This is a genomic window from Mesorhizobium sp. M0904, from assembly GCF_040319475.1.
Taxonomy (GTDB): Bacteria; Pseudomonadota; Alphaproteobacteria; order Rhizobiales; family Rhizobiaceae; genus Mesorhizobium.
On sequence record NZ_JAMYOC010000002.1, the window covers coordinates 305288 to 331721 of the forward strand.

General features: G+C 61.7%; 27 protein-coding genes and 2 pseudogenes. 22 read left to right on the forward strand and 7 right to left on the reverse strand.

Annotated features, from left to right (window positions below):
* Nucleotides 1-2 precede the first annotated feature (2 nt).
* The 3 genes from NKH80_RS03930 to NKH80_RS03940 form a co-directional block, all read right to left on the reverse strand.
* Entirely contained in the window at nucleotides 3-1013 is a 1011-nt protein-coding gene (locus NKH80_RS03930) for an ABC transporter permease (RefSeq protein WP_352989861.1), read from the reverse strand.
* Nucleotides 1014-1147: 134 nt separating this feature from the next.
* Nucleotides 1148-2113, reverse strand: coding sequence for a sugar ABC transporter substrate-binding protein (locus NKH80_RS03935; protein ID WP_352509023.1), 966 nt, complete (start codon nucleotides 2111-2113; stop codon nucleotides 1148-1150).
* Between the two features lie 91 nt (nucleotides 2114-2204).
* Nucleotides 2205-3251 carry a sterol desaturase family protein gene (locus NKH80_RS03940; RefSeq protein ID WP_352740937.1) on the reverse strand — a complete coding sequence of 349 codons (1047 nt, stop codon included), beginning with the start codon at nucleotides 3249-3251 and terminating at the stop codon, nucleotides 2205-2207.
* Nucleotides 3252-3418: 167 nt separating this feature from the next.
* On the opposite strand from NKH80_RS03940, the gene NKH80_RS03945 reads away from it, so the two are divergent.
* The 10 genes from NKH80_RS03945 (at nucleotide 3419) to NKH80_RS03990 (ending at nucleotide 13866) form a co-directional block, all read left to right on the forward strand.
* Entirely contained in the window at nucleotides 3419-4453 is a 1035-nt protein-coding gene (locus NKH80_RS03945; protein ID WP_352704847.1) for a LacI family DNA-binding transcriptional regulator, read from the forward strand.
* Nucleotides 4454-5269: 816 nt separating this feature from the next.
* On the forward strand, nucleotides 5270-5539 hold the full coding sequence (locus NKH80_RS03950; protein WP_254819364.1) for an acylphosphatase: 270 nt from the start codon (nucleotides 5270-5272) through the stop codon (nucleotides 5537-5539).
* Between the two features lie 141 nt (nucleotides 5540-5680).
* A complete protein-coding gene (locus tag NKH80_RS03955; protein ID WP_352479346.1) occupies nucleotides 5681-6331 on the forward strand; it encodes an aromatic ring-hydroxylating oxygenase subunit alpha in 651 nt (216 codons plus the stop codon).
* Nucleotides 6328-7173 carry an aromatic ring-hydroxylating dioxygenase subunit alpha gene (locus tag NKH80_RS03960; RefSeq protein WP_352479347.1) on the forward strand — a complete coding sequence of 282 codons (846 nt, stop codon included), beginning with the start codon at nucleotides 6328-6330 and terminating at the stop codon, nucleotides 7171-7173. Before NKH80_RS03955 ends, NKH80_RS03960 begins: the two co-directional genes overlap by 4 nt.
* Nucleotides 7170-7829: a glutathione S-transferase family protein gene (locus NKH80_RS03965; RefSeq protein ID WP_254819361.1), complete on the forward strand. Its 660-nt coding sequence runs from the start codon at nucleotides 7170-7172 to the stop codon at nucleotides 7827-7829. Before NKH80_RS03960 ends, NKH80_RS03965 begins: the two co-directional genes overlap by 4 nt.
* A 1-nt stretch (nucleotide 7830) precedes the next feature.
* Nucleotides 7831-9210, forward strand: coding sequence for an amidohydrolase (locus tag NKH80_RS03970; RefSeq protein ID WP_352704690.1), 1380 nt, complete (start codon nucleotides 7831-7833; stop codon nucleotides 9208-9210).
* A 27-nt stretch (nucleotides 9211-9237) separates the two neighbouring features.
* Nucleotides 9238-10332 (forward strand): BMP family ABC transporter substrate-binding protein, encoded by a 1095-nt coding sequence (locus tag NKH80_RS03975; RefSeq protein ID WP_352509036.1) that lies wholly within the window; start codon nucleotides 9238-9240, stop codon nucleotides 10330-10332.
* Nucleotides 10333-10334: 2 nt separating this feature from the next.
* Entirely contained in the window at nucleotides 10335-11861 is a 1527-nt protein-coding gene (locus NKH80_RS03980; protein WP_352752477.1) for an ABC transporter ATP-binding protein, read from the forward strand.
* A complete protein-coding gene (locus NKH80_RS03985) occupies nucleotides 11858-12958 on the forward strand; it encodes an ABC transporter permease (protein ID WP_352509020.1) in 1101 nt (366 codons plus the stop codon). Before NKH80_RS03980 ends, NKH80_RS03985 begins: the two co-directional genes overlap by 4 nt.
* Complete coding sequence (locus NKH80_RS03990) at nucleotides 12955-13866, forward strand: ABC transporter permease (protein ID WP_254819358.1); 912 nt, start codon at nucleotides 12955-12957, stop codon at nucleotides 13864-13866. Before NKH80_RS03985 ends, NKH80_RS03990 begins: the two co-directional genes overlap by 4 nt.
* 166 nt (nucleotides 13867-14032) lie before the next feature.
* On the opposite strand, the gene NKH80_RS03995 is transcribed toward NKH80_RS03990, so the two are convergent.
* The gene (locus NKH80_RS03995; protein WP_352989745.1) at nucleotides 14033-14677 is read right to left on the reverse strand and encodes a hypothetical protein; all 645 of its coding nucleotides are present in this window, start codon (nucleotides 14675-14677) and stop codon (nucleotides 14033-14035) included.
* Nucleotides 14678-14799: 122 nt separating this feature from the next.
* On the opposite strand from NKH80_RS03995, the pseudogene NKH80_RS04000 reads away from it, so the two are divergent.
* Nucleotides 14800-15056: pseudogene (locus NKH80_RS04000) on the forward strand (KUP/HAK/KT family potassium transporter); the annotation flags it as partial.
* A 160-nt stretch (nucleotides 15057-15216) separates the two neighbouring features.
* Nucleotides 15217-15411, forward strand: a complete 195-nt coding sequence (locus tag NKH80_RS04005; RefSeq protein ID WP_352740979.1) for a hypothetical protein — start codon at nucleotides 15217-15219, stop codon at nucleotides 15409-15411.
* Nucleotides 15412-15467: 56 nt separating this feature from the next.
* On the opposite strand, the gene NKH80_RS04010 is transcribed toward NKH80_RS04005, so the two are convergent.
* A complete protein-coding gene (locus tag NKH80_RS04010; protein ID WP_352989748.1) occupies nucleotides 15468-16658 on the reverse strand; it encodes an MFS transporter in 1191 nt (396 codons plus the stop codon).
* Between the two features lie 78 nt (nucleotides 16659-16736).
* Nucleotides 16737-17474 (reverse strand): MBL fold metallo-hydrolase, encoded by a 738-nt coding sequence (locus tag NKH80_RS04015; RefSeq protein ID WP_352989751.1) that lies wholly within the window; start codon nucleotides 17472-17474, stop codon nucleotides 16737-16739.
* 70 nt (nucleotides 17475-17544) lie between these two features.
* Between NKH80_RS04015 and NKH80_RS04020 the strand changes: the two genes are divergently transcribed.
* The 8 genes from NKH80_RS04020 to NKH80_RS04055 all read left to right on the forward strand — a co-directional run bounded on the left by NKH80_RS04020 (nucleotide 17545) and on the right by NKH80_RS04055 (nucleotide 23921).
* Complete coding sequence (locus tag NKH80_RS04020; RefSeq protein ID WP_352648338.1) at nucleotides 17545-18213, forward strand: ArsR/SmtB family transcription factor; 669 nt, start codon at nucleotides 17545-17547, stop codon at nucleotides 18211-18213.
* A 195-nt stretch (nucleotides 18214-18408) separates the two neighbouring features.
* Nucleotides 18409-19185, forward strand: a complete 777-nt coding sequence (locus NKH80_RS04025; RefSeq protein WP_352989755.1) for a phosphorylase family protein — start codon at nucleotides 18409-18411, stop codon at nucleotides 19183-19185.
* 139 nt (nucleotides 19186-19324) lie between these two features.
* Entirely contained in the window at nucleotides 19325-20761 is a 1437-nt protein-coding gene (locus NKH80_RS04030) for a multicopper oxidase family protein (protein ID WP_352989757.1), read from the forward strand.
* Nucleotides 20762-20789: 28 nt separating this feature from the next.
* Entirely contained in the window at nucleotides 20790-21230 is a 441-nt protein-coding gene (locus NKH80_RS04035; RefSeq protein ID WP_352691287.1) for a DUF411 domain-containing protein, read from the forward strand.
* A gap of 7 nt (nucleotides 21231-21237) precedes the next feature.
* Nucleotides 21238-21786 carry a TlpA family protein disulfide reductase gene (locus tag NKH80_RS04040; RefSeq protein ID WP_254819350.1) on the forward strand — a complete coding sequence of 183 codons (549 nt, stop codon included), beginning with the start codon at nucleotides 21238-21240 and terminating at the stop codon, nucleotides 21784-21786.
* Complete coding sequence (locus NKH80_RS04045) at nucleotides 21786-22538, forward strand: SCO family protein (protein ID WP_352989760.1); 753 nt, start codon at nucleotides 21786-21788, stop codon at nucleotides 22536-22538. The genes NKH80_RS04040 and NKH80_RS04045 overlap by 1 nt, the downstream gene beginning before the upstream one ends.
* A gap of 175 nt (nucleotides 22539-22713) precedes the next feature.
* Nucleotides 22714-23370, forward strand: coding sequence for a DsbA family protein (locus NKH80_RS04050; RefSeq protein WP_352989763.1), 657 nt, complete (start codon nucleotides 22714-22716; stop codon nucleotides 23368-23370).
* Nucleotides 23367-23921 carry a hypothetical protein gene (locus NKH80_RS04055; RefSeq protein WP_352989766.1) on the forward strand — a complete coding sequence of 185 codons (555 nt, stop codon included), beginning with the start codon at nucleotides 23367-23369 and terminating at the stop codon, nucleotides 23919-23921. Before NKH80_RS04050 ends, NKH80_RS04055 begins: the two co-directional genes overlap by 4 nt.
* 489 nt (nucleotides 23922-24410) lie before the next feature.
* Here NKH80_RS04055 and NKH80_RS04060 read toward each other — a convergent pair whose 3' ends face one another.
* Nucleotides 24411-25286 carry a class I SAM-dependent methyltransferase gene (locus NKH80_RS04060; protein WP_352989769.1) on the reverse strand — a complete coding sequence of 292 codons (876 nt, stop codon included), beginning with the start codon at nucleotides 25284-25286 and terminating at the stop codon, nucleotides 24411-24413.
* On the opposite strand from NKH80_RS04060, the gene NKH80_RS04065 reads away from it, so the two are divergent.
* Nucleotides 25285-26037 carry a TetR/AcrR family transcriptional regulator gene (locus tag NKH80_RS04065; RefSeq protein ID WP_352989774.1) on the forward strand — a complete coding sequence of 251 codons (753 nt, stop codon included), beginning with the start codon at nucleotides 25285-25287 and terminating at the stop codon, nucleotides 26035-26037. The genes NKH80_RS04060 and NKH80_RS04065 overlap by 2 nt on opposite strands.
* Nucleotides 26038-26236: 199 nt before the next feature.
* A pseudogene (locus NKH80_RS04070) lies at nucleotides 26237-26434 on the forward strand (multicopper oxidase domain-containing protein); the annotation flags it as partial.

A 26434-nucleotide genomic window follows, 5' to 3' on the forward strand; every position in this document is an offset into this window, starting at 1 on the left:
CCTCAAGCCTTCTTCGATGAGTAGCTGAGCGCCAGCTGCCGAAAGGTGTCGTTGGTGAGTACGGCGATCAGGAGAAGCGCGCCGATGATGACGCTTCCCATGTTGGGATCGATACTCGTGAAGTAGATGCCCTGGTTTACGATAGAGAAGGTGATCGTGCCGAACACGATACCTACGACAGAGCCAAATCCGCCGGTAAGCAGAACGCCTCCGATGACTACGCACATGATCGAATTGAAGATGAAGGACTGCCCAGCCAGAACCTGAGCGCTCTGGTAGACCATCACCTGGCTGACTCCGACGAACGCGGCGGAAAACCCCGAAAGCATGAATAGACCGATGGTAAGCCGCTTGGTGGGGATGCCCGCGTTGCGCGCGCTCTCCTTGTCGCCCCCGAGTGCATAGATCCAGTTGCCCACGGGCGAGATGTGGAGGAGCCAGAGAAGGGCGGCGATGTAGACGAGCCACCAGAGAATCGTCACTTGGAACATGCCCCCGAGATATTGGCCGAGAAGCATCTTCGTGAGTTCGTCGGGTACCAGCGAGACACCGGTGCTGCCGGCGATCATCACAGTAAGGCCCAGCGTCAGGCCCATTGTGCCGAACATCGTTCCTATTGTGATTATCAGGGACGGGATCGCGGTTCGCGTGACGAACACGCCGTTGATTAAGCCGATGGCGAGACCGAGCCCAAGGGCGGCCGTGATGCCGAGCCAATCAGGCAGGCCATAGTAGCCGGATATGATCGCGGCCGTTAGAGAGGCCGCGGGAATCACGGCGCCGACCGAAATGTCCAGCTCACCAGCGATCATCAGCAGCCCTATCGGCAGAGCGATGATGCCGATCTCGGAGGCGATGCTCAGCCAACTGGCCGTACCGGCTGCTGACAAAAAGCCACTGCCTCCGAATATGGCGAAGAACAAAAAGACTGCGACCATGCCCAGGAACGAGCCCGTCTCGGGCCGCCGTGCCAGATGACCTGGGGCCAGTCCAGAACGGCCGCGATTTGCCATCGGCGTTGGGGTGGATGTCACGGGATGTGCCGTCATGGGTAATCCGCGAGTTATCGAGCGCCAAAAATTGCGGTCGCTATGGAAGTAGAATGCACTGGCCGCCCGCCTCACACGGCGGGCGGCCGTAAGGACACCTAGCGCGCGCCGGCCTTCACGCCCGCAATGGTCAGCTCGACAGTGTTCTTGTCGATGATACCAGGACCGGTGAGGATCTCGCGCGTCGGCACAGTCAGCCCGTAGTTTACCTTGCCATTCAAGATTGAGACGGCGAGATAGCCTTGCCAGTAGCCCTGCTGGTCGATCGCGCAGGCCTGTTTTCCATCCTTGATGTTGTTCAGGATGGTCTCGTCAAAGTTGATGCCGCAGAGTTGAACCTGCCCGGCCTTGCCGGCCTGGGTAATACCGTTCATGGCCGAATTGGCGTCGACATTGCCGATGGTGAACACCGCGGTCACGGCTTGATGCTGCAGCAGATAGGCCTTCACCGCCTGCGCCACTGCTGTTGCCGAGCCGAAGGAGGTAGCTGGCAACGGCAACACATCGGCCTCGCCGCCGCCATTCTTCATCCCTTCCCTAAAGCCACCACAGTAGGCCTCGATATTGGCCGCACCCGGCAGTGTGTTGATGCAGACGCCTTTCTTGTTGCCGGCCTTAGCGAGATACTCGCCGCCGGCGACGCCACCTTTGTAATCGTCCGAGCCGACATAGTTCATAGCGCCGAGGCGATCAGCCGCCTGCAAACCGCCGGCATTGTAGATAACAAGCGGAATGCCAGCGTCCACAACCGCCTTGAACGCCGGATCCATGGCTTCCGGCACCCAGTCCGGACCGACAATGGCGTCGGCCTTCTGGTCGATGGCTTGGCGGATCAGTTCGGCCGCGTCCACACCCAGATTGTCGTAGTTCTGCGGCCCGAGCCAGGTGACTTTACCACCTTGAGCTTCGACCACCTTACCGGCGTCTTCGGCACCACGCTTGACGATTGACCAGAATGGATCGTCCGGCTTGCCGCCGATAACGAAGATGTCGGCGGCGAGCGTGCTGCTGGTGCTGTACGCAGCCAGCACTGCTGTGGACACAAGTATCTTGAAAAGCTTCATAGTCTTCCTCCCGGTTTACCCGCCCCGCGGGTTTGAAAAAAACATGGCTGATCCGCCCCCTCCTCTGGGCACACGAAACAGCGGCGGTTGATTACTCTGCCGGCATGTCAGAGGCCCTGCCGTCGGAGGCTTCCTGCTTGGCGCGGAGCTTTTCCTTCTTCTTGCGGAAGCGCGCCTTCATAGCCTGGTCAGCTTCTTTGCTACCGTCGTGCCAAGTGCCGAAAAGCTTATCGAGAGGGACCAGACCGTCACCGCCGTAGTTCACCTCGAAATACTTGTGGTGCAGGTAGTGGACGTAGGAATGGCTATCGAGCTTGACCTTGTCGGTGAGTTCGAAGGTTTCAAACCCAAGATGGCCATTCACCGCGCCGAAGCCGGCCCCATGCAGCGTGAAGTACGCGCAGACCGGGTTGGATGGGATCAGCAGGTGCAGCCAGGCCTCGGCATGGTAGAGGAACCCCTCGACCGGATGCATGGACAGCGACGACCACGGACTGGGGTTGATCGAGTTGTGGTGAACCGAATGAACCCATTTGTAGAGGGGCGGCCAGTGGATCGCGCGGTGCAGGAAGAAGAAGTACACTTCGTGCACAGCCGGAGCGATGATGACGAGGAACGACAGGTACAGCCAATGCGTCGTCCACGGCAGCCAGACGGCCCAGCTGTTCGCGTATGCCCATAGCATCACGATTTCGACCACGGTCCACAGCGGTATGGTGATGAAAAACGACCGGCTGAAATTGTCGATATTCTGGCTCTGAAACCAGAAGACGTCGGACGGCGCGTCGGAGGGGAATTTCGGATTATACTTGAAGCGCGTCTCTTGCTTGCGCTGGATGTAATAGCGCAGCTCAAAGAATCCGTAGAAGAGAAAAATGCCCCCCGCGTTCAGCCCGTAAAGCCAAAGGTAGTTGAGCAGCGAAAAGCTTGCCAGGCTGTCCCAGCTCGGGATGAGCAAGTTGACCCAGATGATTGCCGTGGCCATGTGGAACGCGTTCCAAGGCCAAAGAAACTCGGGAATCCAGGCTAGTACCTTTTTGGCGTTGAACGGGCGATGCCAGATCGGCACCGGCTCGGCGCGGCGGTGCGGGACCCAGTTTCCGCGTTTGTCGCGCATTCCATACTGAAGGTCATCCATCTTAACAGCCTCCCGACCGACCATCCAATCGGCCTTGAACCAGTTCGGGCTCTAGTGCGGAGGCGATTCATATCGGAGGCTTGATATCATCGGAATACAAAAATAGTATGGAGATCGCATTCGTATCATTTAGTGGCAATCATGATGATACAGCATTGGGAGGATTAATGAGGCGGCCTACGATTCGCGACCTCGCTCAAGCCGCCGGCGTATCCGTAGCGACCGTGAACAGAATCCTCAGCGGCACTGTCTCGGTTCGCCCAAAGACTGTTCAACGCGTACAAAGAGCAGCCGAAGAAATCGGCTTCTATGGGATCGGAGCGATCGACGACCGTGCCAAGAAAATATCGCCGCATCATCGATTGGGTTTCCTGTTGCAGCAATCGACCCGTGAACTCTACCAACTGTTCGGGAAGAAAATCATCGCAGCCTGTCGCGATCGTCGCGATGAGGTGGTCGAGGCCATCGTCGAGTTTGTGGATCTACTGACGCCGGAGACTATCTCTAGCCGCCTTATCGCGCTCGGCAACACCTGCGACGCAGTCGCGGTGATCGCACCAGATCACCCTATCATAGGACAGGCCATCCGTTCACTGAAGGAAATTGGGAAGCCCGTTGTTGCTTACATTACCGACCAATCCGCGCCGGAAAGAGCGGCCTACGTGGGCACAGACAACTGGAAGCTGGGGCGTACGGCGGCATTCTTGATTGCGCAAACCACCCAAGGTCCGGGTCGCATTGCGGTTTTCATAGGAAATCACCGATATCAATGCCAAGACGTTTCAGATGCCAGCTTCCGTTCGTATTTGCGCGAACACGCTCCGCGGCTCACAGTGGAAGAAAGTCGCCCTACTCATGAGGAATCGAGCGAGGCTTACCGTATGGTGGCCGAACTCCTGAAGACGACTGATGATCTCGTAGGAATTCTGATCGTGGGCGGCGGAATAACTGGAGTGCTCCGTGCGCTTCGAGAGATCCCTGCCGAAAGGCGGGCGGGCATCAAGCTGGTTTGCCGTGACATTGGCCCCGATACGCGAAAAGGCTTGTCCGAGGGAATGATCACTGCAGCTCTTTGTCATCCACTCGAGGCGACCTCGGCTCTCCTTGTGCAGACGATGATTGACGTGATTGGACCGCAAGCACCGGTCGCGACCCTTCAGCGGTCTATACCTTTTGAAATAGTCACGCCGGAAAACATCTGACGCTTTTATCTCGGCGATGATTCAAGCGGTGCTTTGCGGATCGGGCTAGTCCGGCCAAGGCTGCCGATCGCTGGTTCCGAACCTCGTCGAGACTGCATGAACAATTTAAAGGCACCATTCATTATTGGTAGGACGGTCACTGTCGCGCACTGTTGGAGGACGTCCTCGAACTATTGATTTTATTGGCTTTTTCGTGGGCCTAAATCAGAGAGTTTCCCGTATTGTCTCGTATCGTTCCGCCCCCACCGGACGCTTTGAAATTGGCCACACCAAATGCCTGCTTCGCATCATCCACGAAGAGCTGCGCGCCATCTCCGGCGCCGAGCAATCCCGGCTGCAGCGCTTTGAACAACCAACGCTGTGGCCATCGATACAGCCCTTTGCGTGAGCCCTTCAGGAGTTGGCCAACCGCCAGCCGTCGGTGGTTCCTGGCCGACCTCAATGAATTGTACTCCTTTCGTATAAATCAGAAATCTTCCCGCATCGTTCCGTATGGTTCCGCGACCCCGGCGCCACTATTCCGCAGGTGCCGTCTGGCTTGGTTTCCCGAAAATACGCTTTTAGGAAAGTCCTGGAGCCGGATGACCGATCTTGCGACGCAGTTCCGAACCGATCCCTCGATGACGGGCTACCGGACATGGCCGTCAAAGGTCTGTCGCTTACCAAGGAGCATCGGGACGGCAGCGACCGGTCTTGACCGGTCGGCGAGGATGACGAGCGTTCTTGTCGGCGAAAGATCCGCCCGCCTTTTCACGCCCTTAGCCACGTGATTGGATACGACGTATCTGTATATCAATTTCGTTGCTAAGGTCCTTCATGAACGAGCAAGATCGACGTTTTACGCGCGAGCGCATGACAATCCTCGGCGATGTCAAAGCGGCATCCTTTCTTCCATGGATCGAGCGTCATGCCGCCAAGCTCGGCCTCGCGCCGGCAATATTCGTTGCCGGTGCCGACCGGATCGAACTCGACGTTGCCGGTCCTGCGGAACTGGTCGATATGATGGAGATGGGGTGCTCTCTTGGACCAATCGATGTCTGGGTCGAGGCCATTCGTCGGACGCCGATAGAAAACGAATCAGGCTAGGTTGGGACCGGGTCTCTGCCTCTTTTTTGGGCATTGTTGCCAGTGCGAAAATATTGTGCAAACGTGATCGGACTGATCGTCATGTCTTGACCGCGAATCTGCATTTGGGAAGATGGGTCGATGTCGTTCGAAGGTTGATGCATGCTGCCCTATCCGTCCGGTTCATGGATGCCAGTTGCCCTCTCCGCGGACTTGCCAGCGGGAACCGTAATGCCGGCGCAAACCCCGGTCGGACCGATTGCCCTTTGGCGAAGCCGGTCCGGCCGCGCGGCGGCCTTTGCGGACAGATGCCCTCATCGCGGCATGCGCCTTTCCCGTGGTTTCGTGCGCGGCGAGGCCCTGTCCTGCATTTATCACGGTTGGAGCTATGCCCAGGCCGGAAACTGCTTGCGCATTCCGGCCCATCCGGGCCTGACGCCGCCGGAAACGATTGGTGTCGCAACACAGCCCGTCGAGGACAGCGGCGGAATCATATGGATTTCCGTAGGCGAACCCACCGCTCGGCCGCCGCGGTTCGACGGCCTAGCCCCTCTTCGCTCCATGATAGTAGAGGCGGGCATTGCCGCGCTGGAGGCGGCCGCCGGTACGAAGGCCGACGGAGGCCTGCTCGACTACGCGCAAAATGCCCAGACCCTACGGCTACTGCTGACCCCCCAGGGGAAAGCGCGGACGCTGATGCATGTTCTGGTCGACGAAGGCACTGGTCCGGCCAAGCGTATCGCTGCGTCGAGGGCAGCCGAGACGCTACGGCGGACGGCCGAGGATATTCTGCGCGGTGGCGTCGCCCAATGACCCGCAACGCGATGATCGACGAATGGTATCCGGTCGGCCTTGCCGGCCGGCTTGACACGCATGAGCGCCAGACGGCGCTCATGGGCGAGCCGATCGGGGTGAGGCTCGGCGCAGACGGAAACGCGAAGGTTACGGGCAGCAACGGGCGTGCCCTGCCGGTCTGCATCCGCTACGGCCATGTCTGGTCGTCGCTCGGCGACCCGCAAAAGGCGCTCTTTGCCATCCCCGAGGCTGATCAGCCCGGCCGCCGGCTCGTCGATGTCGGGGTTGTGCGCGTGCGCTGCTCGCCGCTGCGCGCGGTGGAGAACTTCCTGGACATTGCGCATTTCCCCTTCGTGCATACGGACATATTAGGGGCCGAACCGCACACGGAAGTCCCGAACTACAAGGTCGAGATACGGGAGGACGAAGACGAGGTTTGGGCGACCCAGGTGAAGTTCTACCAGCCGCAGGCCGCCAAGTCGGCGGAAGGCGGCATAACCACCGAATACATGTATCGCGTGCCTGCGCCGACCTGCTCGATCCTCTACAAGACCTGCCCGCCGCGCCCGGATGAATGGGACGTCATCACGCTTTTCGTGCAGCCGCTTGCCGAAGACCTGTGCGACGTCTGGCCGTGGATGGCGTTGTTCGACGACGAAACATCGATGGCAGACCTGATCCATTTCCAGCAGACGATCTTCCTTCAGGACCGGTCGATTCTCGAAAACCAGATCCCGAGGCTGCTGCCGCTCGATCCGGGCATGGAGATCCCCACAAGGGCGGACCTGACATCGGTTGCCTACCGGCGCTGGCTGAAACGCCACGGCTACACCTACGGCGCGCAACTGGTGGCGCAATGAAGCTCTACGACTACGTGCTGTCCCCGAGTTGCTACAAGGCGCGCCTGATGGCGGCGCTGACCGGGGTGAAGCTTGACATCCGCCCCGTCGATTTCCATCCCGGCGCCGAGCATCGCGGTCCCGAACTCATGGCGCTCAATCCGGCGGGTTCGATCCCGATCCTGGAGGATGGCGACCTCGTCCTGACCGAATCCTCGGCCATGCTGGTCTATCTTGCCGCGAAGGCCGCACCGCAATGGCTGGGCAACGATACTGCTCTGCAGGCGGCACGCGTCCAGCAATGGCTTTCCTTCTCGCATCGGCTGACCGGCAGCCTGGGGGCGGCGCGCTTGCACGAGATGCTGCTGCGTCCGGGCGATATCGCCACCCTGCATGGGCAGGGGATAGCGGCCCTGCGGGAGCTGGAAGCCGGCCTCGTCGAACAGCATATCCGCGGCCAGCGCTTCCTCGCGTCGGACAGGCCGACGATCGCGGACGTCGCCTGCTTTCCTTATGTGGCGCTGGCGCCGGACGGCGGCGTTTCGCTCGACCCCTATCCCGCGATCCGGCTCTGGTCGCGGGCGATCCGCAGTCTCGAGGGCTTCATCGAGATGCCCGGTATCCACCGGCTGCACGAACTGAAGCCCGAGCCCGTCCTCGAAGCCGGCGAGGCGTGACTTGGCGGGCCACTTGCTGAAGAACTGCGCAGCGGTCATCGTGGACGAGGGCAACGGTCCGGACATCCGGCGCAATGTCGATGTCTTGACCGACGGCCCGGCGATACGGGCCATCGGCGAAGGCCTCGACAAGGGAGAGTTGCCCGTCGGGACCGTCACGCAGGACGCCGCCGGCTGGTTCGTCTATCCCGGCCTCGTCAACACCCATCATCACTTCTTTCAATGCTTCGTGCGCAACCGCGCCGATCTGGACTGGACGAAGTTGTCGGTCATCGAATGGCTCGACCGCATCTATCCCATTTTCTCGCGGCTGACCGAGGAATGCTTCTACCACGCTTCGGTCACGGCGATGGCCGAGCTGATAAAGCACGGTTGCACGACCGCATTCGACCATCAGTATTGCTTTCCGTGGAAGGCCGGCAAGCGGCTGGTCGACCGGCAGTTCGAAGCAGCCGAACTCCTCGGTATGCGCTTCCATGCCGGACGCGGCGGCAACACGCTACCGAAATCGAAAGGCTCGACCATCCCCGATGCCATGCTGGAGACGACGGACGAGTTCATCGCCGATTGCGCCCGGCTGATCGACGCCTATCATGATGCCGGTCCTTTCAGCATGCGCCAGGTGGCCGTCGCGCCCTGCCAGCCAGTCAACTGCTATCGCGAGACCTTCGTGGAATCGGTGGCGCTAGCGCGTGATCGCGGGGTGCGTATGCATACCCATGTCGGCGAGGGCGAAAGCCCGGTCATCGAGGACCGTCACGGCATGCGGACGGTGGATTACTGCGCGGAGATCGGCTTCTGCGGGCCGGATGCCTTCTATGCCCATTGCTGGGAGCTAACCCACGACGAGCTGCGCAAGATGGCCTCAAGCGGCACCGGCGTTTCGCATTGCCCTGAGCCGGTCTATCTCGTCGGCGCCGAAATCACCGATATCCCGGCGATGTCGGCCTTCGGCCTCAGCATAGGACTAGGTTGCGACGGTGCAGCCTCGAACGACAATTCCAACCTGATGCACTGCATCCATTCCGCCTACATGCTGCAATGTCTGTCGGCATCGACACGCGACCATCCCGTTCCGCCGCCGGCCGATTTTCTCGGTTATGCGACGACCGGGGGCGCGGCGCTGCTCGGGCGCGGCGACATCGGCAGGCTGACGCCTGGCATGGCTGCCGACCTTTTCGCCATCGACACGCGGCGCATGGACTATGTCGGCACGCGGCACGATCCGCTGAGCCTGCTTGCCAAGGTGGGCATCGGGATGCCGACCGACATGACCATGATCAACGGCCGCATCGTCTGGGCCAAGGGCGAGTTCCCGGGGCTCGACGAGGCGCAGCTGTTCGCTGAAGCCGAGGCGGCGCTCGCGACCGTGGAATTCTAGAAACCGAAAACAAGGGGAACCTACATGCTGACAAATCTTACCCGCAGAACATTGATGAAGGGCGCGGCCGCCTCCGGACTCGTCGCAGCGGTGGGTGGCCGCGCGCTTGCTGCCGACGAACCTCTGGGCATCGTGCTCGTGGTCCCGTCGCCGGTCGGCGATGTCGGCTGGGGCCGTGCGCTCGCCGACGGGCTCGAGCCGGTGAAGGCAGCCTACGGCGACAAGGTGAAGGTCACCATCATCGAGAATATACAGGAAGGACCGGATGCCGACCGCATCATGAACAAGGTGGTCGCCGACGGGAACAAGTTCCTGATCGCCGGCTCCTTCGGCTACCAGAACGGTGCCCTGCAGATCGCGCGCCGTAACCCCGACGTCACCGTGCTGCATGCTTCCGGTTTCCAGGTAGCGCCGAACTTCTCGCCCTTCGCGGCCCAATATTTCCAAGGTACCTACCTGATGGGCATGGCGGCCGCCGCGCTGTCAAAGACCGGCAAGCTCGGCTCGGTCTCCGCCTTCGCCATTCCCGAACTGATCACCTCCATCAATGCCTTCACGCTGGGCGCGCAAGCAGTGAAACCCGATGTCGAGGTTTCGGTCGTATGGGTGAACTCCTGGTTCGATCCGGCCAAGGAGCAGGAAGCCGCCAAGGCGCTGCTGGCGCAGAAATGCGACGTAATCTTCTCCAACGCGCAGGACACGCCCTCCGTCGTGTCGGCCTGCGAGGAGGCCGGCGTCCCTGCCTTCAACCTCAATTCGTCGATGAAGAAATACGCGCCTAAAACCTATCTCGGCTGCGTGGCGACGGATTGGTCACCCTTCTTCAAAGCCTCGGTCGACGCCCACCTCGCCGGCAAGTTCAAGGGCGCCAACGCTTTCCTGGGTGTCGGCGACAAGGTTGTAGAGGTCGTTGACTGGAACCCGGGTATCCCGGCCGACACGATGAACAGGATCAAAGAGGTTGGAGCCAAGATCGCCGGCGGCAGCTTCTCGCCCTTTGCCGGTCCGGTCGCCAAGGCCGACGGCAGCGAGGGAGTCCCCGCCGGCAAAACGATGACCGATGCCGATATCGTCGCAATGGACTGGCACGTCAAGGGTGTCACCACGCCGCTGCCCAAGTGACCGTGACCACCCCGCTCCTGTCGCTGCGCGGCATCTCCAAGAGCTACGGCCAAATCCATGCCAATAGAGACATCGATCTGGATGTGGCTCCGTGCTCGATCCATGCGATCCTCGGGGAAAACGGAGCGGGCAAGTCGACGCTGATGAAGCTGATCTATGGCGTCGAGCAGCCGGACGCCGGAATGGCGACCTGGAAAGGGGAACCCCTGGTCCTCGCTTCCCCGGCGGATGCGAGGCGCAAGGGGATCGGCATGGTCTTCCAGCATTTCTCCTTGTTCGAGACGCTGACGGTGGTGGAGAACATCCGGCTGGTCGTGCCCAGGGGCAAATCGGATCTTGCGGATCGCATCCGCATGCTCGGCCGCGAGTTCGGACTCGAAGTCGATCCGCTCGCCCATGTGCACGCGCTCTCTGTCGGAGAGCGGCAGCGGGTGGAAATCATCCGCTGCCTGATGACCGAACCCCAACTCCTGATCCTCGATGAGCCGACCTCCGTCCTGCCCCCGCAATCGGTGGACAAGCTATTCGAGACATTGCGGCGGCTGCGCGACCGCGGCGTGTCCATCCTGTTCATCTCGCACAAGCTGGAGGAGATCCGCGCGGTCTGCGACCGCGCGACCATCCTGCGCGGTGGGCGCATCACCGGCCGCGTGGACCCGCGCGACCACGACGCGCACGACCTCGCCCGGATGATGATCGGCCGCGACATGCCGCAGCCCATGCCGGCGCTTGCGCATTCCGGCGGTGAAAAGCGCCTCGAAATCGTCGGCCTCGACCATCGGCGGCCGGACGATCCCTTCGCCGTGCCGCTTTCCGACGTCAGCCTGACGGTCCGGGCCGGCGAGATCCTCGGGATCGCGGGCATATCGGGCAACGGGCAAAGTGAACTGGCAGCGTTGATTTCAGGCGAAACGGTGCTGCCGCGCGAACAGTCCGACCGTATCTACATGATGGGAAAGGATGTCGGCGCGCTCGACGCGGCCGCCCGCCGCCGACTGGGCTTCGCCTTCGTTCCCGAGGAACGGCTCGGCCGCGGCGCGGTGCCGGAAATGTCGCTCGTCCTCAACAGCCTTCTGACCGCCCATCCGTTCGGCCTGTTGAAACGCGGCCTCGTCGACACGAACCAGGTGAAGGCTTTCACCGAGGACTGCATCCGGCAATACGACGTGCGCACGCCCGGTTCGGAAGCGGAGGCCGGCTCGCTTTCGGGCGGCAATCTGCAAAAGTTCATCGTCGGTCGAGAGATAATGCTGTCCCCGCAATTGCTGTTCGTGGCGCAACCCACCTGGGGCGTCGACATCGGCGCCGCGTCCGCCATCCGCCGGCGCCTCGTTGCCCTGCGCAACGAAGGCATGGGTATCCTCGTCATCTCGGAGGAACTGGAGGAACTGTTCGAACTCTGCGATTCGATCCAGGTGATCCATCAAGGCCGGCTGAGCCCGCCGCTGGTGACGCGCGACACGAGACCCGAGGAGATCGGCCGCTACATGATCGGCGCGCATTCGACGGCCAAAAAGGTCCCTGCATGAGCGCTCTGTCCGCGCCGCTCCTGCCTGTTCTCGTTCGCCGGGAGCATGCCTCGCTTCCCGTCAAACTGATCGCCCCGCCCGTCGCGCTCGCCTTGGCGACGCTTCTCAATCTCGGGATCTACCTCCTTATGGGCCGCGATCCGGTAGCCGTTTTCCACGCGATGCTTCTGGAGCCCTTCCTGTCCTGGGCCTCTTTCTCGGAAGTCCTGCTTAAGACCGCGCCGCTACTGCTGATCGCGCAGGGGCTTGCGATCGGCTTTCGCGCAAAGGTCTTCAACATCGGCGCCGAGGGCCAGTTCATCCTCGGCGCGATCTTCGCATCGGCCATTCCCATCTGGTTCCCAGAGGCAACGGGCCAATGGATCTGGCCCTCCATGCTTGTCATCGGTGCGCTGGGCGGCGCTCTGTGGGCGTCGCTCACCGCCTTCTGGCGCGTGAAGCTCAATGCAAACGAGATTCTCGTATCGCTCATGCTGGCGCTCGTTGCCGCGCAACTGCTCAACTACCTGCTTCTCGGCCCCTGGAAGGACCCAAACGGGTTCAACTTCCCGCAATCGGTGATGTTCCAGTCCGACGCGATGGTGCCGATCCTGATCCCCGGCACCCGCGTCAACGTCTCGCTGCTTATCGCCTGCGCGCTCTCCCTTGCGGCCTGGATCTTCATGCAGAGGAGTTTCGCCGGCTTCAAGCTGCAGGTCGGCGGCCTCGCGCCGCGCGCGGCCGGATACGCCGGCTTCAACGAAGGACGGGCGATCTGGCTTTCCCTGCTCATCGGCGGTTTCGCGGCAGGCCTCGCCGGAGCGGCCGAGGTGGCCGGGCCGCTCGGCCAGCTGCAGCGCTCCATCTCGACCGGCTACGGCTATGCCGCCATCATCGTGGCCTATCTCGGTGGCCTTCACCCGGTCGGCATCACCTTTTCCGCGTTGCTCATGGCGGCCCTCTATATCGGCGGCGATAACGCCATGGTCTCGGCAAATCTGCCGGTCGCTGCGGTCAGGGTTTTCCAGGGCAGCCTGCTGCTCGCATATCTCGTCGCCATCGCCTTCGTCCGCTACCGGCTCGAATGGCGCCATGCCGCCCACGGAAGCACGTCATGAACGCCGTCGAGTTCATCATCGCCGGGATGTTGGCGGCGGCTACGCCGTTTCTCCTGGCGGCGCTCGGCGAACTGGTGGCCGAGCGGGCCGGCGTCCTCAATCTCGGGGTGGAGGGACTGATGGCCCTCGGCGCCGTCATCGCCTTCATTATCGTCTATCAAGGCGGCGGGCATCTCCTCGGTTTCCTCGCCGCAGGCCTCGCCAGCGCGGCTCTTTCCCTGGTCTTTGCCGTCATCGCGCTGGGATTTCGCGCAAACCAGGTTGCGGTAGGCCTTGCCATAGGCATCCTCGGCCAAGGCCTCTCGGCGCTGTTCGGCAAGAGCTATGAGAGCCTCACGGTTAAGGGGCTTCCGAAGCTTTCATTGCCCGGGCTTTCGGATATCCCGGTGATCGGCGGCTTGTTCGCCCAAGACGTTGTCGTGTGGCTTTCGCTTGCCGCGACCGTCGCCATCTGGGCGATGTTCGCCTACACCAAAACAGGCCTCGTCGTCCGCGCCGTCGGCGAGAACCCCAAGGCGGCCCGTGCGCTCGGCTATCCGGTGATCGCCGTGCGCTTCGCCGCGGTCGCCTTCGGCGGCGCGTTGGCAGGTTTCGCCGGTGCCTACGCATCCGTGGTCTACACTCCGCTCTGGGCCGATGGCATGATCGCAGGGCGCGGCTGGATTGCGATTGCGCTCGTCGTCTTCGGCACTTGGCTTGCCAGCCGTATCTTCCTCGGTGCGTGCCTCTTCGGCGCCGTGTCCCTCGCAAGCCTCGCGGCCCAGGCGACAGGGCTGGACGTTTCCTCGCAACTTCTATCGAGCTTGCCTTATCTCGTGACCGTGATCGTGCTCGGCATCATCTCTTCGAACCGCCGTCTGCTCAAGCTCAACGGCGTGGCTTCGCTGGGAGAACCTTTCGAACGATAGTGTCGCTTGGTACGGCCCATCGAGGATCCCGTGAAGAACGGTGGATTGCGCCCGCACTCTGAAGCCATCCAGCGCGCCGACTCGGCCCCGCTCGTCGCCTACGGGCGGCGGCAACCGGCGCACCTTCACAGAATGTCAGCCCCGACTCGAAGCATTCAGGCGTCAGCTAGAAGCGATAACGCACTCCAACAGTATTCGCGTTGGAACCCTCTCCCATGTTTCCAAACGTGCCACCGGCGCCGGATCTGTGATGGAGTTGATAGACAAGCTCGACGTTGGGAGCTTGCCTCAGTCTGAAAGAAAGCTCCGCGCCGATAAAACCAAGGAAGGATGCATCGCCATTGTAATGGATTTCGCGGGCGTGCTCGATCTCGGTGACGCCTGTAACGGCACTGACACCGGCCGTCAGCGCTGGCGCAATCGCCAGATCGCCGATGACAAGGCCCTGGTGGCGAAGCCGCATCCCGGCCCAAAGCTCTCCGGATGTATCGTCGTCCTCGCCAAACCTTATGGCAGCCCCAGTCACACCGCCAAGGACAAAACCGGCGCCAACATCGGCGAAATCACGGCCGTAAGCAGCTCCAATCATGTAATTGTTCGTATAGTCGGCCCCGAAGACGTTGATAGTATCCCCGAAGGACCCGGTCACAAAGACGCCCCCAAAAACATAGACGTCGTTCTTCGTCGGTTGACCGGCAGCGAAAGGATCTTCGGTTGCAAAATAGATGAAGGGAGAACTGTTGTCGGCGAGGGCGGAAGTGAAGGAACCGGTCAGAATCAGCGCAGCCAAAGCCGCTTGCACCCCGCGCATGCACAAGCTCCGAATCAATTCTCAGTTGATCATCATTCCTCCGGTGTTTCCCGTGAAGAAGCAAGTTCCCTGCTCCAGAAATTGGAGGGCTCTACCCCGTTGCTTGACCAAGGTTTTTCGGGACGCTGACCTTCGGCTATATGGGGCAGCCCAACATCCCCCGCGCGCTGGCGATCTGCCGCAAGAAGGCTGGAAGTTCGACATCACGAGATCCTTCTTCCTGTCGCGGCGCTCGCTCAAGACATCGCCCAATTCCGGCATGCCAGTCTGGCAGGACAAGCTGTTCACCGGGCTGGCGCGCACGGCGGCTGATGCGACTGAATATTGCAAGATTCCGACCGGACGTGTGGTCGAGATCGGAACCCAGGTGGCTGTCTAAGCTTCTGCATATACAGTAGGCGCTGGTCCGACTTGGCACCTGCCCATCCGTCAACCCACGTGAGCCCACAGGCGCATTGGCTCGCGTCGACATCATATGGATTTGTCCAACCCATGCGAGCATACTGCCTGAACGCGTTCCTTTAGCGAGGAACAAGCTGATGCGCGTCGGTACGAGAGGCGTTCCGATCGAATACTACACGCTAAGGATTGCCGAGCCGGCAGGCTCGCAATCTGGTGCTGGAGGCGACCCCAAAGCAGAACACCGCAACGAGGTAGCCGACGAGACTGAAGCGCAGATCACGAACGGCCAGGCCGGCAATGATGGCCAGTTGCGCAACACCAATGTACCGTAGGATGAGCGTGAGCGAGTCCGTGAGTGCCATCGGATATCAGGCCGACCCCCGGTCGACTATCTGCGGGAAGGTTGGCGCGAACCTTTGGCGGCCTCCTGCATCGCGATGGCAACAATTGCGCCAGAGACAAACGTCAATGCGGCAATCGATGTTACCGCCCACGAGAGCCCGAAGCGATCGGCGATGAGACCTGCTGAGAGCGCGCCGATCGCGTAGCCGAGATCGCGCCAGAACCGATAGACGCTGAGCGAGCGGGCGCGCCAGCTGGGATGCGAGGCGTCGGAAACGGCAGCGATCAGACTTGGATAGACCATTGCCGTTCCAAGGCCGAGCAGAAGACTGCCGATGAGCCACCATTCGAACCGGCCCGTGGCGGCGGTAAGAAACAGACCGCCGGCCTGGGTCCACATCCCGGCGACGATCAGGCCCTTGCGGCCCCAGCGATCGCTCAAGGGGCCGGTGACGACCTGCAGGATTCCCCATGTTGCGGGATAGACCGCCTTCAGGATGCCGATGCGCTCGATGCCAAGTCCGAAGGACACGAAGAACAATGGGAAAATACCCCAGCTCATGCCGTCGTTGAGGTTGTTGACGAGGCCGGCTTGCGAAGCCGCGAACAGATTGCGATTCCGGAACGAGGTCAGCGCAAACACCTCCCGGAAACTGATCGGCGCGGATTGCATTGCGTGAGCGGATGTTTCCAACCGGAGGTGGTCGCGCGTGTCACGGATTAGCAGCACCGACAATACGGTGCCGACGATGGCGTAGCCGATCCCGAGATAGATGGGCACCGGGCGCAGGCCGTATCGCGAAGCGAGATAGCCCGTGAGGAATGCCGTTACGCCGACGGCGAGATAGCCGGCAAACTCATTGAGGCCGACTGCAAGGCCACGTGATTTCGGACCGACGAGATCGACCTTCATGACCACAGTCATCGACCAGGCCAGTCCTTGATTGATGCCGAGCAGTGCATTGGCCGCAATCACCCATCCCCAGCTCGGAGCCCAGATGATCATGAACGGAACCGGCAAGCCGACAAGCCAGCCGAGGACGAGAACGCGCATGCGCCCCCAGCTATCGGCGAGTTGGCCGGAGACGAGATTGGCAAGCGCCTTTACCACGCCGAAGCTCACGATGAAGGAGACGACAAGTGTCGTCGACGTGATGCCGAACTCTTCCGATCCGATGAGCGGCACGACCGTTCGCTCGATCCCGACCATGCCGCCGACAAAAGCATTCACCAGCATCAGGAGAGCAAACTGCCGCCAGTTTTCCCTAAGCCCAAGTCTGACAGTCGAGCCTGCTGACCGCGAAACGCCCATCGGTCAGGCCGCGGCGACCAACCCGGCATTGGTGGCTCGGTTGCGCGCCGCATCCGGCGGCGGGGGTGGTATGTCGGCGACCATCGTGGCGACGAAGGTGCCCTCGTCCTCAATGCGGAATGCTTTGTTGAAGCGCTTCTCGAAGCCAATCGTCGATGTCGGCTTGCCGCTGAGCGAGCGCCCGCAGACCGAGCCGGAATATGCGCCGGGCAGCACCTCGACGTGATCCGGCAGTTGCTTGAGACGGCGCACGCTGGAAAACAGCGTCCGCGCGCCGGCCTCGGCGTCGGTTGCCAGTTCGGTTCGCCCGAGATCGCCAACCATCAGCGTGTGGCCTGTCAGCACGAACCACGGCTCGCTCGCGCGTGTCCGATCGGTGATCAAGAGCGAAATGTGCTCCGGCGTATGCCCGGGCGTGTGCATGACGGCCATCGTCACATTGCCGAGTTCGAGCACGTCACCGTCCTTGGCGCGCAGAAACGGGAACCCGGCCTCCGCGCCTTCGAAGAGCAGGTATTCCGCGCCGGACGCTGCAGCGAGCGCCCGCCCGACGGAAATGTGGTCGGCATGGATGTGCGTGTCGACCACATAGAGGATGCGCATGCCCGTCGCCTCGGCGACCCTAAGGTAAGGCGCAATGTCACCGACCGGATCGACCACCGCAGCGGCCGATTTTCCACCACATCCGAACAGGTAGGATGCGGCGACGGGATCGGAATGGAGGAATTGACGGAGGATCATGGCTTGCGCTCCCTACCTCGCCTGCGGTAATATTCAATTATTCTGCTGAATGTTTCACCGAGGAACAGTCGTGTCAAGCATTGGACCAAAACAGGCGATTTTCGCCAGCCTTGCCGAGGTGGCTCAGGCGCTCGGGCATGCGCACCGGCTGGAATTGCTGGAGCACCTCGCACAGGGTGAACGCAGCGTCGAAGGACTTGCGGCTCGGGCCAGCCTCAACTTTGCCAACGCTTCACGCCACCTTCAAATCCTTCGACGCGCGCGACTTGTCGAGGCCGAGCGGCAGGGCAAGCACATGCTCTATCGCCTTGCAGGAGATGTTCTGGTGGTTGAATTAATGAAGGCTCTGGGACGCGTGGGCGAGCGGAACGTCGCCGAGGTCAACCGCGTCATGACCGACTATTTCCAGGCTCGCGACGCCTTGGAGGCTGTGTCGCGTGAAGAGCTTGTCTCAAGGTTGCGTGATGGCCTTGTCACGGTTCTCGATGTCCGGTCGGAGGACGAATTCGCGCTCGGACATCTACCGGGAGCGCTCAACATCCCGTTCGCTGAACTTGAAAACCGGCTGGCGGAACTTCCCGCGAACCGGGAGGTCATTGCCTATTGCCGCGGCCCTTATTGCGTTCTCTCGTTCGAGGCTGTCGCGGCACTGCGGGCGCGAGGGTATGTCGCTCACCGGCTCGAGGACGGGTATCCCGATTGGAAGGCCGCAGGCCTTCCAATTGAGGCAGCGGCCTGAGTGGTCCCGCAGCCAAAAGTTTTCGGTCGAACAACATGACGCCACCAGTTCCGCGATCACCGCTGCTTGAGCTGAAGGACTATTCGGCCGAGTCCGTGTTTCAGGTTGAAAGCATGCTTCGCGAGGCGCGGCGGCAAAAAGGCCTGTCGCCGGAACGCGTGCCTTCTGTGTGTCCTTGATCCGGACGGCGACGTAGTGTGCCGGTTGCGCAAAGAAGGCCGCGCGCGCCCATCGTCAGGCTGGGCCTGCTATCATACCGTCCTTCACGAGTTCGAACTGGATGGCCAGACGCTTGGCATCATTGGCTGTGCGGTCGGCTCCTCGTTCGCCGTGCTGTTCGCCGAGCAGCTTTTCGCGTCGGGGTGCCGCCTGCTGATCAGCATCACCTCGGCCGGCCAGATCACGGCGCTTGGACCACCGCCCTATTTCGTGCTGATCGACCGGGGCCTTCGCGATGAGGGAACTAGCCATCATTACGTTCCGCACGCTGAATTCAGCGAAGCCGATCCAGAGCTTATCGCGGAAGTCTTGATGTCGCAGCATCGGGGACTTGCAAAAGCTGCATTTTGCCGCCAGCCTAGGCGGATGATGGCCCGGCTGTCGCCAAAACATCTCCTCGTCATGCTAATAGCGGTCTTCCTGACCGCCGGATTGAGCCTGTCTGCGGCTCAGGCCAGCGTCATGTCGGCCAAGATGGCGGACGCTATGGCGATGCCCAGCGGTGCCAGCACAGGCACTTTGGCCGGTGCTTCCATGAACGGCGACTGCAAGGCGTGCCTCAAAGACATCGGCGACAGTGGCAACCCGACGCATTGTCCGCCGACCTGCATCGCACCGGTGCTGGCGGTGCTGCCGCAAGACCTTGCGGTGACGGCAGTTCTCCACGTGCAGCAGCCATCGACGCAAGCTGCCCCGTTCCTGCAGGGACGAAGTTCCCTACCCGACCCATACCCTCCCCGACTCAGCGCTTGACGCCGTTTCAGCCGTGACGCGGCTGATTCCCGGCGCCTGATCGCCTGTGTTGCGCATCGTTGCGCGCGCGGGCGCATACAGCATTCCAGTTCGATGCCGAGTGGCTCGCCATCGATCGAGATCGCAAAGGGCAAGCAGGGTGAAATACGATTTCAGTCATTCGATATCGCGCCGCGGGTTTTTTGCGGCCGCGGCGGGCGCTGCCGTGTCCTGCTCGCTGCGTCCTGCACGCGCCTCGACCGAGGACGAGCGCAGGATCAAGGCCGGCCCGGGCCAGGCGCTGCTCAATGGCGCCGACGGTCCGTCTACCGCAGTCTGGACCTATAGCGGCACCACCCCCGGCCCAACATTGCGCCTGCGGCAGGGCCAGCCGGTCCGCATCACTGTCGAGAACGGACTAGACGAAGACACGACCGTCCATTGGCATGGCATCCGTTTGCCGAACGCCATGGACGGCGTGCCGGGCCTGACCCAGAGGCCGATCGGACCGGGCGAGAACTTCGTCTATGAGTTCACGCCGCCAGATGCCGGCACCTTCTGGTACCATTCGCATGCCGACAGCCTGGTGCAGATCGGCCGTGGACTCGCCGGCCCGCTGATCGTTGAGGAACGTGAACCCGTCGCCGCCGACCGCGATCTCCTCTGGCTGCTGCAGGACTGGCGGCTCACCAGCGACGGCCAGATCGCCGGCGGCTTCGGCAGCATGATGGATGCGTCGATGTCGGGCCGCGTCGGCAATGCCGTCACCATCAATGGCGCGGCGCCGGCCGACCTGAGCGTGACGGCAGGTGAGCGCGTCAGACTGCGGCTCGCCAATGCCTGCCTTGCCCGCATGGTGGCGCTGCGCTTCGAGGGTCACCGTCCGGTGATCGTCGCGGTCGACGGCCAGCCCTGCGACCCGCATGAACCGGAAGACGGCCGCCTGGTGCTGGCACCGGCCATGCGCATCGACATTATGCTCGACATGCAGGGTGGTCCCGGCAGCAGGCACGCGGTGGTCGACGACTTCTATGACGGCCTCGTCTACACGCTGACAACGCTTGCCTATGACAAGGCGCCGCCGCTGCGCCACCATCTTCTCGATGCTCCGCGTCGCCTGCCCGCCAATCCGCTGCCGGCCCCCGACCTGGCCAAGGCTGAACAGCATGAGATCGTCCTGCAAGGCGGCATGATGGGCGGCGGCAAGCTGGCCGGCGTCGGCGGCATGATGGGCATGGCGATGCCCGGCATGAACGGCGCCGCCGCCTGGGCAATCAACGGCATGTCGATGACTGGCGATGGCCATGCCGGCATGGCGCCGCAGTTTACGCTCAAACGCGGCGTGACTTGCCACCTCACTGTGCGCAACGAAACCGCCTGGTGGCACCCCATGCACGTTCACGGCTTCAGCCTGTCGGTGCTTTCGCGCAACGGCTTGCCGGTACCGCACCGGCAATGGCAGGACACGGTGCTGCTCGCCCCCAAGGACACAATCGAATGCGCCTTCGTTGCCGACAATCCCGGTGGCTGGATGCTGCACTGCCATGTCGCCGATCACCAGATGGCCGGCCTGATGACAGTGTTCCGCGTGACCTGAAAGTTTTATCCAACCAAGGAGAACTGCAATGAAACTGACCTACCGCCTTGCCGCACTGTCCCTGCTGATCGCAACGCCGCTGCCCGCCTTCGCCGCAACGATCAACGCCGTCATGTACAAGAACCCGCAATGCAGCTGCTGTGAATCCTACGCCAACTATCTTGAGCACAATGGCTTCAAGGTCGATATCAAGCCGGTCAACAATCTCTCTCAAATCAGCAGCGATGCCGGCGTGCCGGCGGACCTTGAGGGCTGCCATACACTGATTGTCGACGGCTATGTCGTCGACGGCCTTGTGCCAGTCGAAATCGTCAAGAAGCTGTTGACCGAGCGGCCAGCCATTAGCGGCATCACGCTGGCCGGCATGCCGGCAGGCGCGCCCGGCATGGGCGGCGAGAAGTCCGAGACCTGGACGATCTACGCCTTCACCAAGGACGGCAAGGCGCCGACCGTCTATGCTACCGAGTGAGCGCACCATGATCAAGTGCAAATGGGCTATCTTCCTTGTCTGCTCGCTGCTGGCGTTTCCGCCGCCCTCCGTGGCAGCGGGGGCATCTGAGAACTTCACACTGCTCGATACGCCCGCCGCCGTGCCGGAAATCAGCTTCGAGGACGGCACCGGCAAGCCGAAAACGCTCGCCGATTTCTCCGGTAAGGTGGTTCTGCTCAACATCTGGGCGACATGGTGCGCGCCCTGCCGCAAGGAAATGCCGACGCTTGATCGGCTGCAGGCCAAGCTCGGCGGACCGGATTTCGAGGTCGTCGCGCTGTCGATGGACCGGAAGGGTCCCGACGCCGTGAAGAAATTCTTCGCCGAGACCGGCGTTACACACCTTGCGCTGAACATCGATACCTCGGCCAAAGTCATGTTCACGCTCGGCGCGGTGGGCCTGCCGATGACCGTGCTTATCAACCGCGACGGCAAGGAGATCGGCCGGCTGATCGGGCCGGCTGAATGGGATTCTCCCGACATGGTCGATTTCATCCGCAGCCGTATTGCCGCTAGCCCGAAAGGAAAAGGCTGATGCTTGCCAGAAACCGGGACGAGCCGGCGGTTCGGGACGTTTCATCCGCCTGGAACGAATGGAGGCGTCTGTTGTGCGGCCTGATCGTCTTCACCGCGCTGATCGCCGGCTTCACGCATGGAGCGCGGGCGCATTCAATGGACGAAGTCGACGCCATGCTGCAGAACGACGAGAAATATTTCCAGCAGATCGACAGGCCAACGCCCGATTTCACGCTGCGCACCGCCGACGGTCGCATCGTGCGGCCGGCCGACCTCATCGGCAAGGTCGTCGTCCTCCATTTCATCTACACATCGTGCCCGGACGTCTGCCCGCTGCATGCCGAGAAGATCGCCGAGATCCAGAAGATGGTGAATAGCACGCCGATGAAGGATCAGGTCACCTTCGTGACGATCACCACCGATCCCACAAAGGACAAGCCCGATGTGCTCAATGCCTATGGACCGGCGCATGGGCTCGACCCTGTCAACTGGCTGTTCCTGACCACTGCCCCGGGCCAGCCGGAGGATATGACCCGCAATCTGGCGGAAGCCTTCGGTCACAAATTCAGCCTGACCAATGATGGCTACCAGATGCACGGGATCGTCACGCATGTGATCGACAAGGAGGGCCGCTGGCGGGCGAATTTCCACGGCCTGAACTTCGCGCCCGTCAATCTCGTCACCTTCGTCAACGCGCTCACCAACAATGTCGAGCGCACGCACCACGAACGGGACGAAGGCTGGCTGGCAAAATTGAAGAGCCTCTTTTGACGGAGAGGCACCGACATTCTCGACGACAAGAAAGGGAGACGCGCATGTTCACCAAGCCAAGAGATGCAGCCAGGTATTGCAGCGGCATCGCCCGCGCCCTGCTCTTTGCCGGCCGACAGGATGGTTCCTGCTCAATCCGGGCTTTCAAGCCATACAGGCGAATGCTGCAGGCGAGATGTCCCAGGATCAGTTCGACCAGCGGATACACGACTATATCCTGGCGCATCCGGAGGTTCTCGTGCAGGCGCTGAAAAGCCTGGACCAGCGCCAGCGTGAAGCAGATGCAGCCCAGGCCAGGCAGGTGCTCAAGGCGCGCGCGGACGACATCTTCCGTGACAAGCAAAGTCCAGTCGGCGGCAACGCCGAGGGCAACGTTACCCTGGTCGAGTTCTTCGACTATAATTGCCCCTATTGCAGGCAGATGGCGCCGGTCATCGAACAGGCTGCGGCCGACGATCCGCAACTCAGGATCGTCTACAAGGAATTCCCCATCCTCGGCCCAGATTCGGTGTTCGCGGCCAAGGCGGCGCTCGCCGCCGACAAGCAGGGCAAATACACAGCGTTTCACAAGGCGCTCTATGGGTCCAAGACAAGGGTGACCGAGGCGGCCGTCCTCAAGATCGCCGCCGAGGCCGGGCTGGACGTCGAGCGCATGAAGGGCGATATGCGGCAGCCGGACATCCAGGCGCTGATCGACCGCAACATGGAACTGGCCCAGGCGCTGAGAATAACGGGAACGCCGGGATTTATCGCCGGCGACCAGATTTTTCCCGGCGCCACCGATCTTGCGACGCTGAAGAAGCTCATCGAGCAGGCGAGGAGCGGCAAATGATAAGGACCCCAAATCGACGCACGGTCATTCTCGGCGTCTTCGGCGCCGCCACGGCTGCAGGCTTTCTCGGACCGGATTTGGCAATCGCTGCCGACGATCCCGAATTGACCAAACGTTTCAAAGATCTTAGCGAGAGCGGCAACAGCACCTGCTCGGCCAAGTTTACCGAGTCGATCGCGACCATGCCCGCGATGGCGCGCATCAAGGGCTCGTGCTGCAGCCCGATGGAACTGAAACGCTATCGCGAGCAGGTAGATGGGCTTACCCAATATCGCGCCATCCCGATGATCCCCAGCGACCCGTACGACATACCGGCGGCGACCGCGCAGCAGATGCTGCCTTACTACGATCTGAAGCTCACCGGGGACGAGCAGAAGGCCTACGATTACGCGATGGCCAATTCCGAGGAGAAGGGCCCCTGCTGCTGCCCGTGCTGGCGCTGGAGAGTGTATGGCGGACTGGCGAAATACCTGATCCACGAACACGGCTTTGACGGCAGGCAAATTGTGAATGTATGGGACCTGTCCGACGGCTGCGGCGGGGGAATGTAGAATTGCCGGAGTATGCATCTTTCCCCGTTCTGTAACCGGAATCACCGTTGTCTTGGCGGAGGTTGCCGGCGACTTAACTTAGCTTGCACTCGCCAATCGTGGGCGGCGAACTCAGCCTTCGCGCTAGAGGATCATTTCCATGATGGATGGGTCAGAGGGCATGTGGTTGATGGGTGGGATGGGCCTCATCTGGATCCTGGTGTTGGTCGCCCTCGTGCTCGCGATCGCGGCGCTCGTCAAATATCTACAACGCTGACCGATTGAAGCGCCGAGACGTTGGCCGCCGCGGCGGGCTTCGGCCGAGATCAGCAACGACATGCGGATCAGGGGCTTGCCGTCACGACCCACGTCGACGACCCTGCCACGAGTCGGCAAGGCTGGCGCTCAGTTCGCACGACCCGCCAGACTGCTACGCCTTCGAGGCCCGGGCTCCATGTCGCGTGACTTTTCGGGGCGACGCTTAAGTCTGGCGGCTGTCGCATGCCTCGGTCACGCTGATCGGACCTTGTCCGTCGTCGCGCGAACATAGTTCAGGTCCTTGGTTCCGACGGCGCCGATGTCGCCGACCTTGAATCCGCTCTCGGTCAACAACGAGGCGATCCCATTCATGTCCACGTGACCATGTCGATGAAATCTCGGCAATCTGGACTTGCGTACCGGCCTGCCGAAATCGATAAGCAACAGCCGGCCAGTGGGCTTCAAGACGCGTGCTGCCTCGCGGACGAAGGCCGATCGAACGGGCTTCGACAGATGATGCAGCATCAGCGTGCCGATCACAATGTCGAACCGTGCGTCCTTGAAGGGAAGCTTCTGCGCCGTCCCGTTGACGAAAGTCAGATCGAGGCCAGACCTTTTGGCCTTGGCGCGCGCCCTCTCGATCATTTCAGCCGATGCATCAACGCCCGTGACACCTCCATCAGAACCCACTAGCCGCTTCGCGGCAATCGCAAGGGTTCCCGTTCCGCAGGCGACATCAAGCACCGCTTCGCCGGGCCGGAGCTTCGCCATGCGAAGCATGTGCTCGCGAAACCGCCCCTCGCGGCCGAGGGTCAGAACGCGCGCAAGCCAGTCATAGCCCGCCGCCCGGTGCAGGACGATGCCGATCCCCCTGTCGCTCGCGCCGTGCGTGCCTTTTCCGCCGAGGCCTATGCGAGAAAGGAAGCCCCACAGCAATACGATCGCGATTGCCGCTAGGATAAGGCCGTGGAATGCCGCCACCCAGGCGCCGGCGCCGATGTAGCCCATGCCAAAATTGGCCAGAAAGAGGAAGCCGGCGACGAGCGACAGTTTGGCAAGCAGGGCCATCGCGATCACGCCCTTGCGCGAATGCCGCCCGTTGCCGGTGCGGTGACCAGATAAGTGCATGTCGGCGACCTTCCGTTGCGGCCTGTCCAATATACGATTTGAGCTTCTGGACTTGGCGTATCATACTGGACACAATGTCCAGCATGAGATTCCGGACACCAGAGCTTTGAATGTCCAGAAGCAGGCGCCGAAAGTGGCGATGACCATAAAAATCGACCGGACGAGCGACTCAAACACCATCGATCGCCGCGTCGCGCGGACACGCGCGCTGCTGCAGGATGCACTTATTGCCCTGATCCCGGAGCGCGCATATGCGGCCATCACGGTCGACGACATTTGCCAGAGAGCAAATGTCGGCAGGTCGACCTTCTATACCCACTACGCAGACAAGGATGCTCTACGCAGCGCGACCATCGAGGCGCATCTGGGGTCGCTAAGCCGTGGGCGCATGTCGGCAAGTCAGGAGATTGGTGCTCGCCTGTTTGCGTTTAGCCTTCCCATGTTCGAACATGCACTTGCGTTCCGGTCGCTTCACCACGCGCTGCTTGCGAGCAGCGGCGACACGATCCATGGCGAATTGCGCGAGCGTATCCGGCGCGCCGTTCGAGCAGAACTTGTCGAAAAGCGGGGCGGTGGAGGTGGAGTGCCCGTCGAATTCGCCGTCCAGTTCATCGCCGGCGCATTTCTTGCGGTCCTCACCTGGTGGGTCGCCACCGACACGAACCTTTCGCCGGCGCAAGCGGATGATCTGTTCCAGGGAATGGCGGGAAACGGTGTCGGCGCCTGGGATACGTCAGGCTCCGATTCGTAAAACGGGATTGGCCTTGGCGGCGGCAGACGTGGCGCCTGATAGCGGCCGCCAGGAGGACTTATCGGGCTGGACTTGCCGAAGTGCCGATGGCGAGAAAGCTCCACTCCAGCGGCTCGCGCCACAGCCGGCCTGGCATCCGACATGGCGGCAGCCGATCTTGCGGCTACCCTGCGTACGGCCTTCAACCTGCCGGACCAGCAAGGCATATCCCGCGACAGAGACGATCCGCGTGAAGGTCGGCGAGACCTGAAAGTGCATTTCATCGGCACCAACAAGGGCTTCATCCACCCCATGCACATCCATGGCGGACCCTTCGAGGTGGTCGCCCGCGACGGAGAGACGATTCCCCTTCGGCCCGCTTCCTTGCCGAACCCGTAATGTCGGACCGGGCCAGCGT

Excerpts from the sequence above, each read along its gene's own strand:
- NKH80_RS03995 (WP_352989745.1), bottom strand. The coding sequence starts at position 14,677 with ATGCGCGGGGTGCAAGCGGCTTTGGCTGCGCTGATTCTGACCGGTTCC.
- NKH80_RS04005 (WP_352740979.1), top strand. The coding sequence starts at position 15,217 with ATGCGCGTCGGTACGAGAGGCGTTCCGATCGAATACTACACGCTAAGG.
- NKH80_RS04035 (WP_352691287.1), top strand. The coding sequence starts at position 20,790 with ATGAAACTGACCTACCGCCTTGCCGCACTGTCCCTGCTGATCGCAACG.
- NKH80_RS03950 (WP_254819364.1), top strand. The coding sequence starts at position 5,270 with ATGAACGAGCAAGATCGACGTTTTACGCGCGAGCGCATGACAATCCTC.
- NKH80_RS03955 (WP_352479346.1), top strand. The coding sequence starts at position 5,681 with ATGCTGCCCTATCCGTCCGGTTCATGGATGCCAGTTGCCCTCTCCGCG.
- NKH80_RS04010 (WP_352989748.1), bottom strand. The coding sequence starts at position 16,658 with ATGCTGGTGAATGCTTTTGTCGGCGGCATGGTCGGGATCGAGCGAACG.
- NKH80_RS03945 (WP_352704847.1), top strand. The coding sequence starts at position 3,419 with ATGAGGCGGCCTACGATTCGCGACCTCGCTCAAGCCGCCGGCGTATCC.
- NKH80_RS04045 (WP_352989760.1), top strand. The coding sequence starts at position 21,786 with ATGCTTGCCAGAAACCGGGACGAGCCGGCGGTTCGGGACGTTTCATCC.
- NKH80_RS03930 (WP_352989861.1), bottom strand. The coding sequence starts at position 1,013 with ATGGCAAATCGCGGCCGTTCTGGACTGGCCCCAGGTCATCTGGCACGG.
- NKH80_RS03990 (WP_254819358.1), top strand. The coding sequence starts at position 12,955 with ATGAACGCCGTCGAGTTCATCATCGCCGGGATGTTGGCGGCGGCTACG.
- NKH80_RS03960 (WP_352479347.1), top strand. The coding sequence starts at position 6,328 with ATGACCCGCAACGCGATGATCGACGAATGGTATCCGGTCGGCCTTGCC.
- NKH80_RS04055 (WP_352989766.1), top strand. The coding sequence starts at position 23,367 with ATGATAAGGACCCCAAATCGACGCACGGTCATTCTCGGCGTCTTCGGC.
- NKH80_RS04050 (WP_352989763.1), top strand. The coding sequence starts at position 22,714 with ATGTCCCAGGATCAGTTCGACCAGCGGATACACGACTATATCCTGGCG.
- NKH80_RS03940 (WP_352740937.1), bottom strand. The coding sequence starts at position 3,251 with ATGGATGACCTTCAGTATGGAATGCGCGACAAACGCGGAAACTGGGTC.
- NKH80_RS04015 (WP_352989751.1), bottom strand. The coding sequence starts at position 17,474 with ATGATCCTCCGTCAATTCCTCCATTCCGATCCCGTCGCCGCATCCTAC.
- NKH80_RS03935 (WP_352509023.1), bottom strand. The coding sequence starts at position 2,113 with ATGAAGCTTTTCAAGATACTTGTGTCCACAGCAGTGCTGGCTGCGTAC.
- NKH80_RS04040 (WP_254819350.1), top strand. The coding sequence starts at position 21,238 with ATGATCAAGTGCAAATGGGCTATCTTCCTTGTCTGCTCGCTGCTGGCG.
- NKH80_RS04060 (WP_352989769.1), bottom strand. The coding sequence starts at position 25,286 with ATGCACTTATCTGGTCACCGCACCGGCAACGGGCGGCATTCGCGCAAG.
- NKH80_RS03965 (WP_254819361.1), top strand. The coding sequence starts at position 7,170 with ATGAAGCTCTACGACTACGTGCTGTCCCCGAGTTGCTACAAGGCGCGC.
- NKH80_RS04065 (WP_352989774.1), top strand. The coding sequence starts at position 25,285 with ATGTCGGCGACCTTCCGTTGCGGCCTGTCCAATATACGATTTGAGCTT.
- NKH80_RS03985 (WP_352509020.1), top strand. The coding sequence starts at position 11,858 with ATGAGCGCTCTGTCCGCGCCGCTCCTGCCTGTTCTCGTTCGCCGGGAG.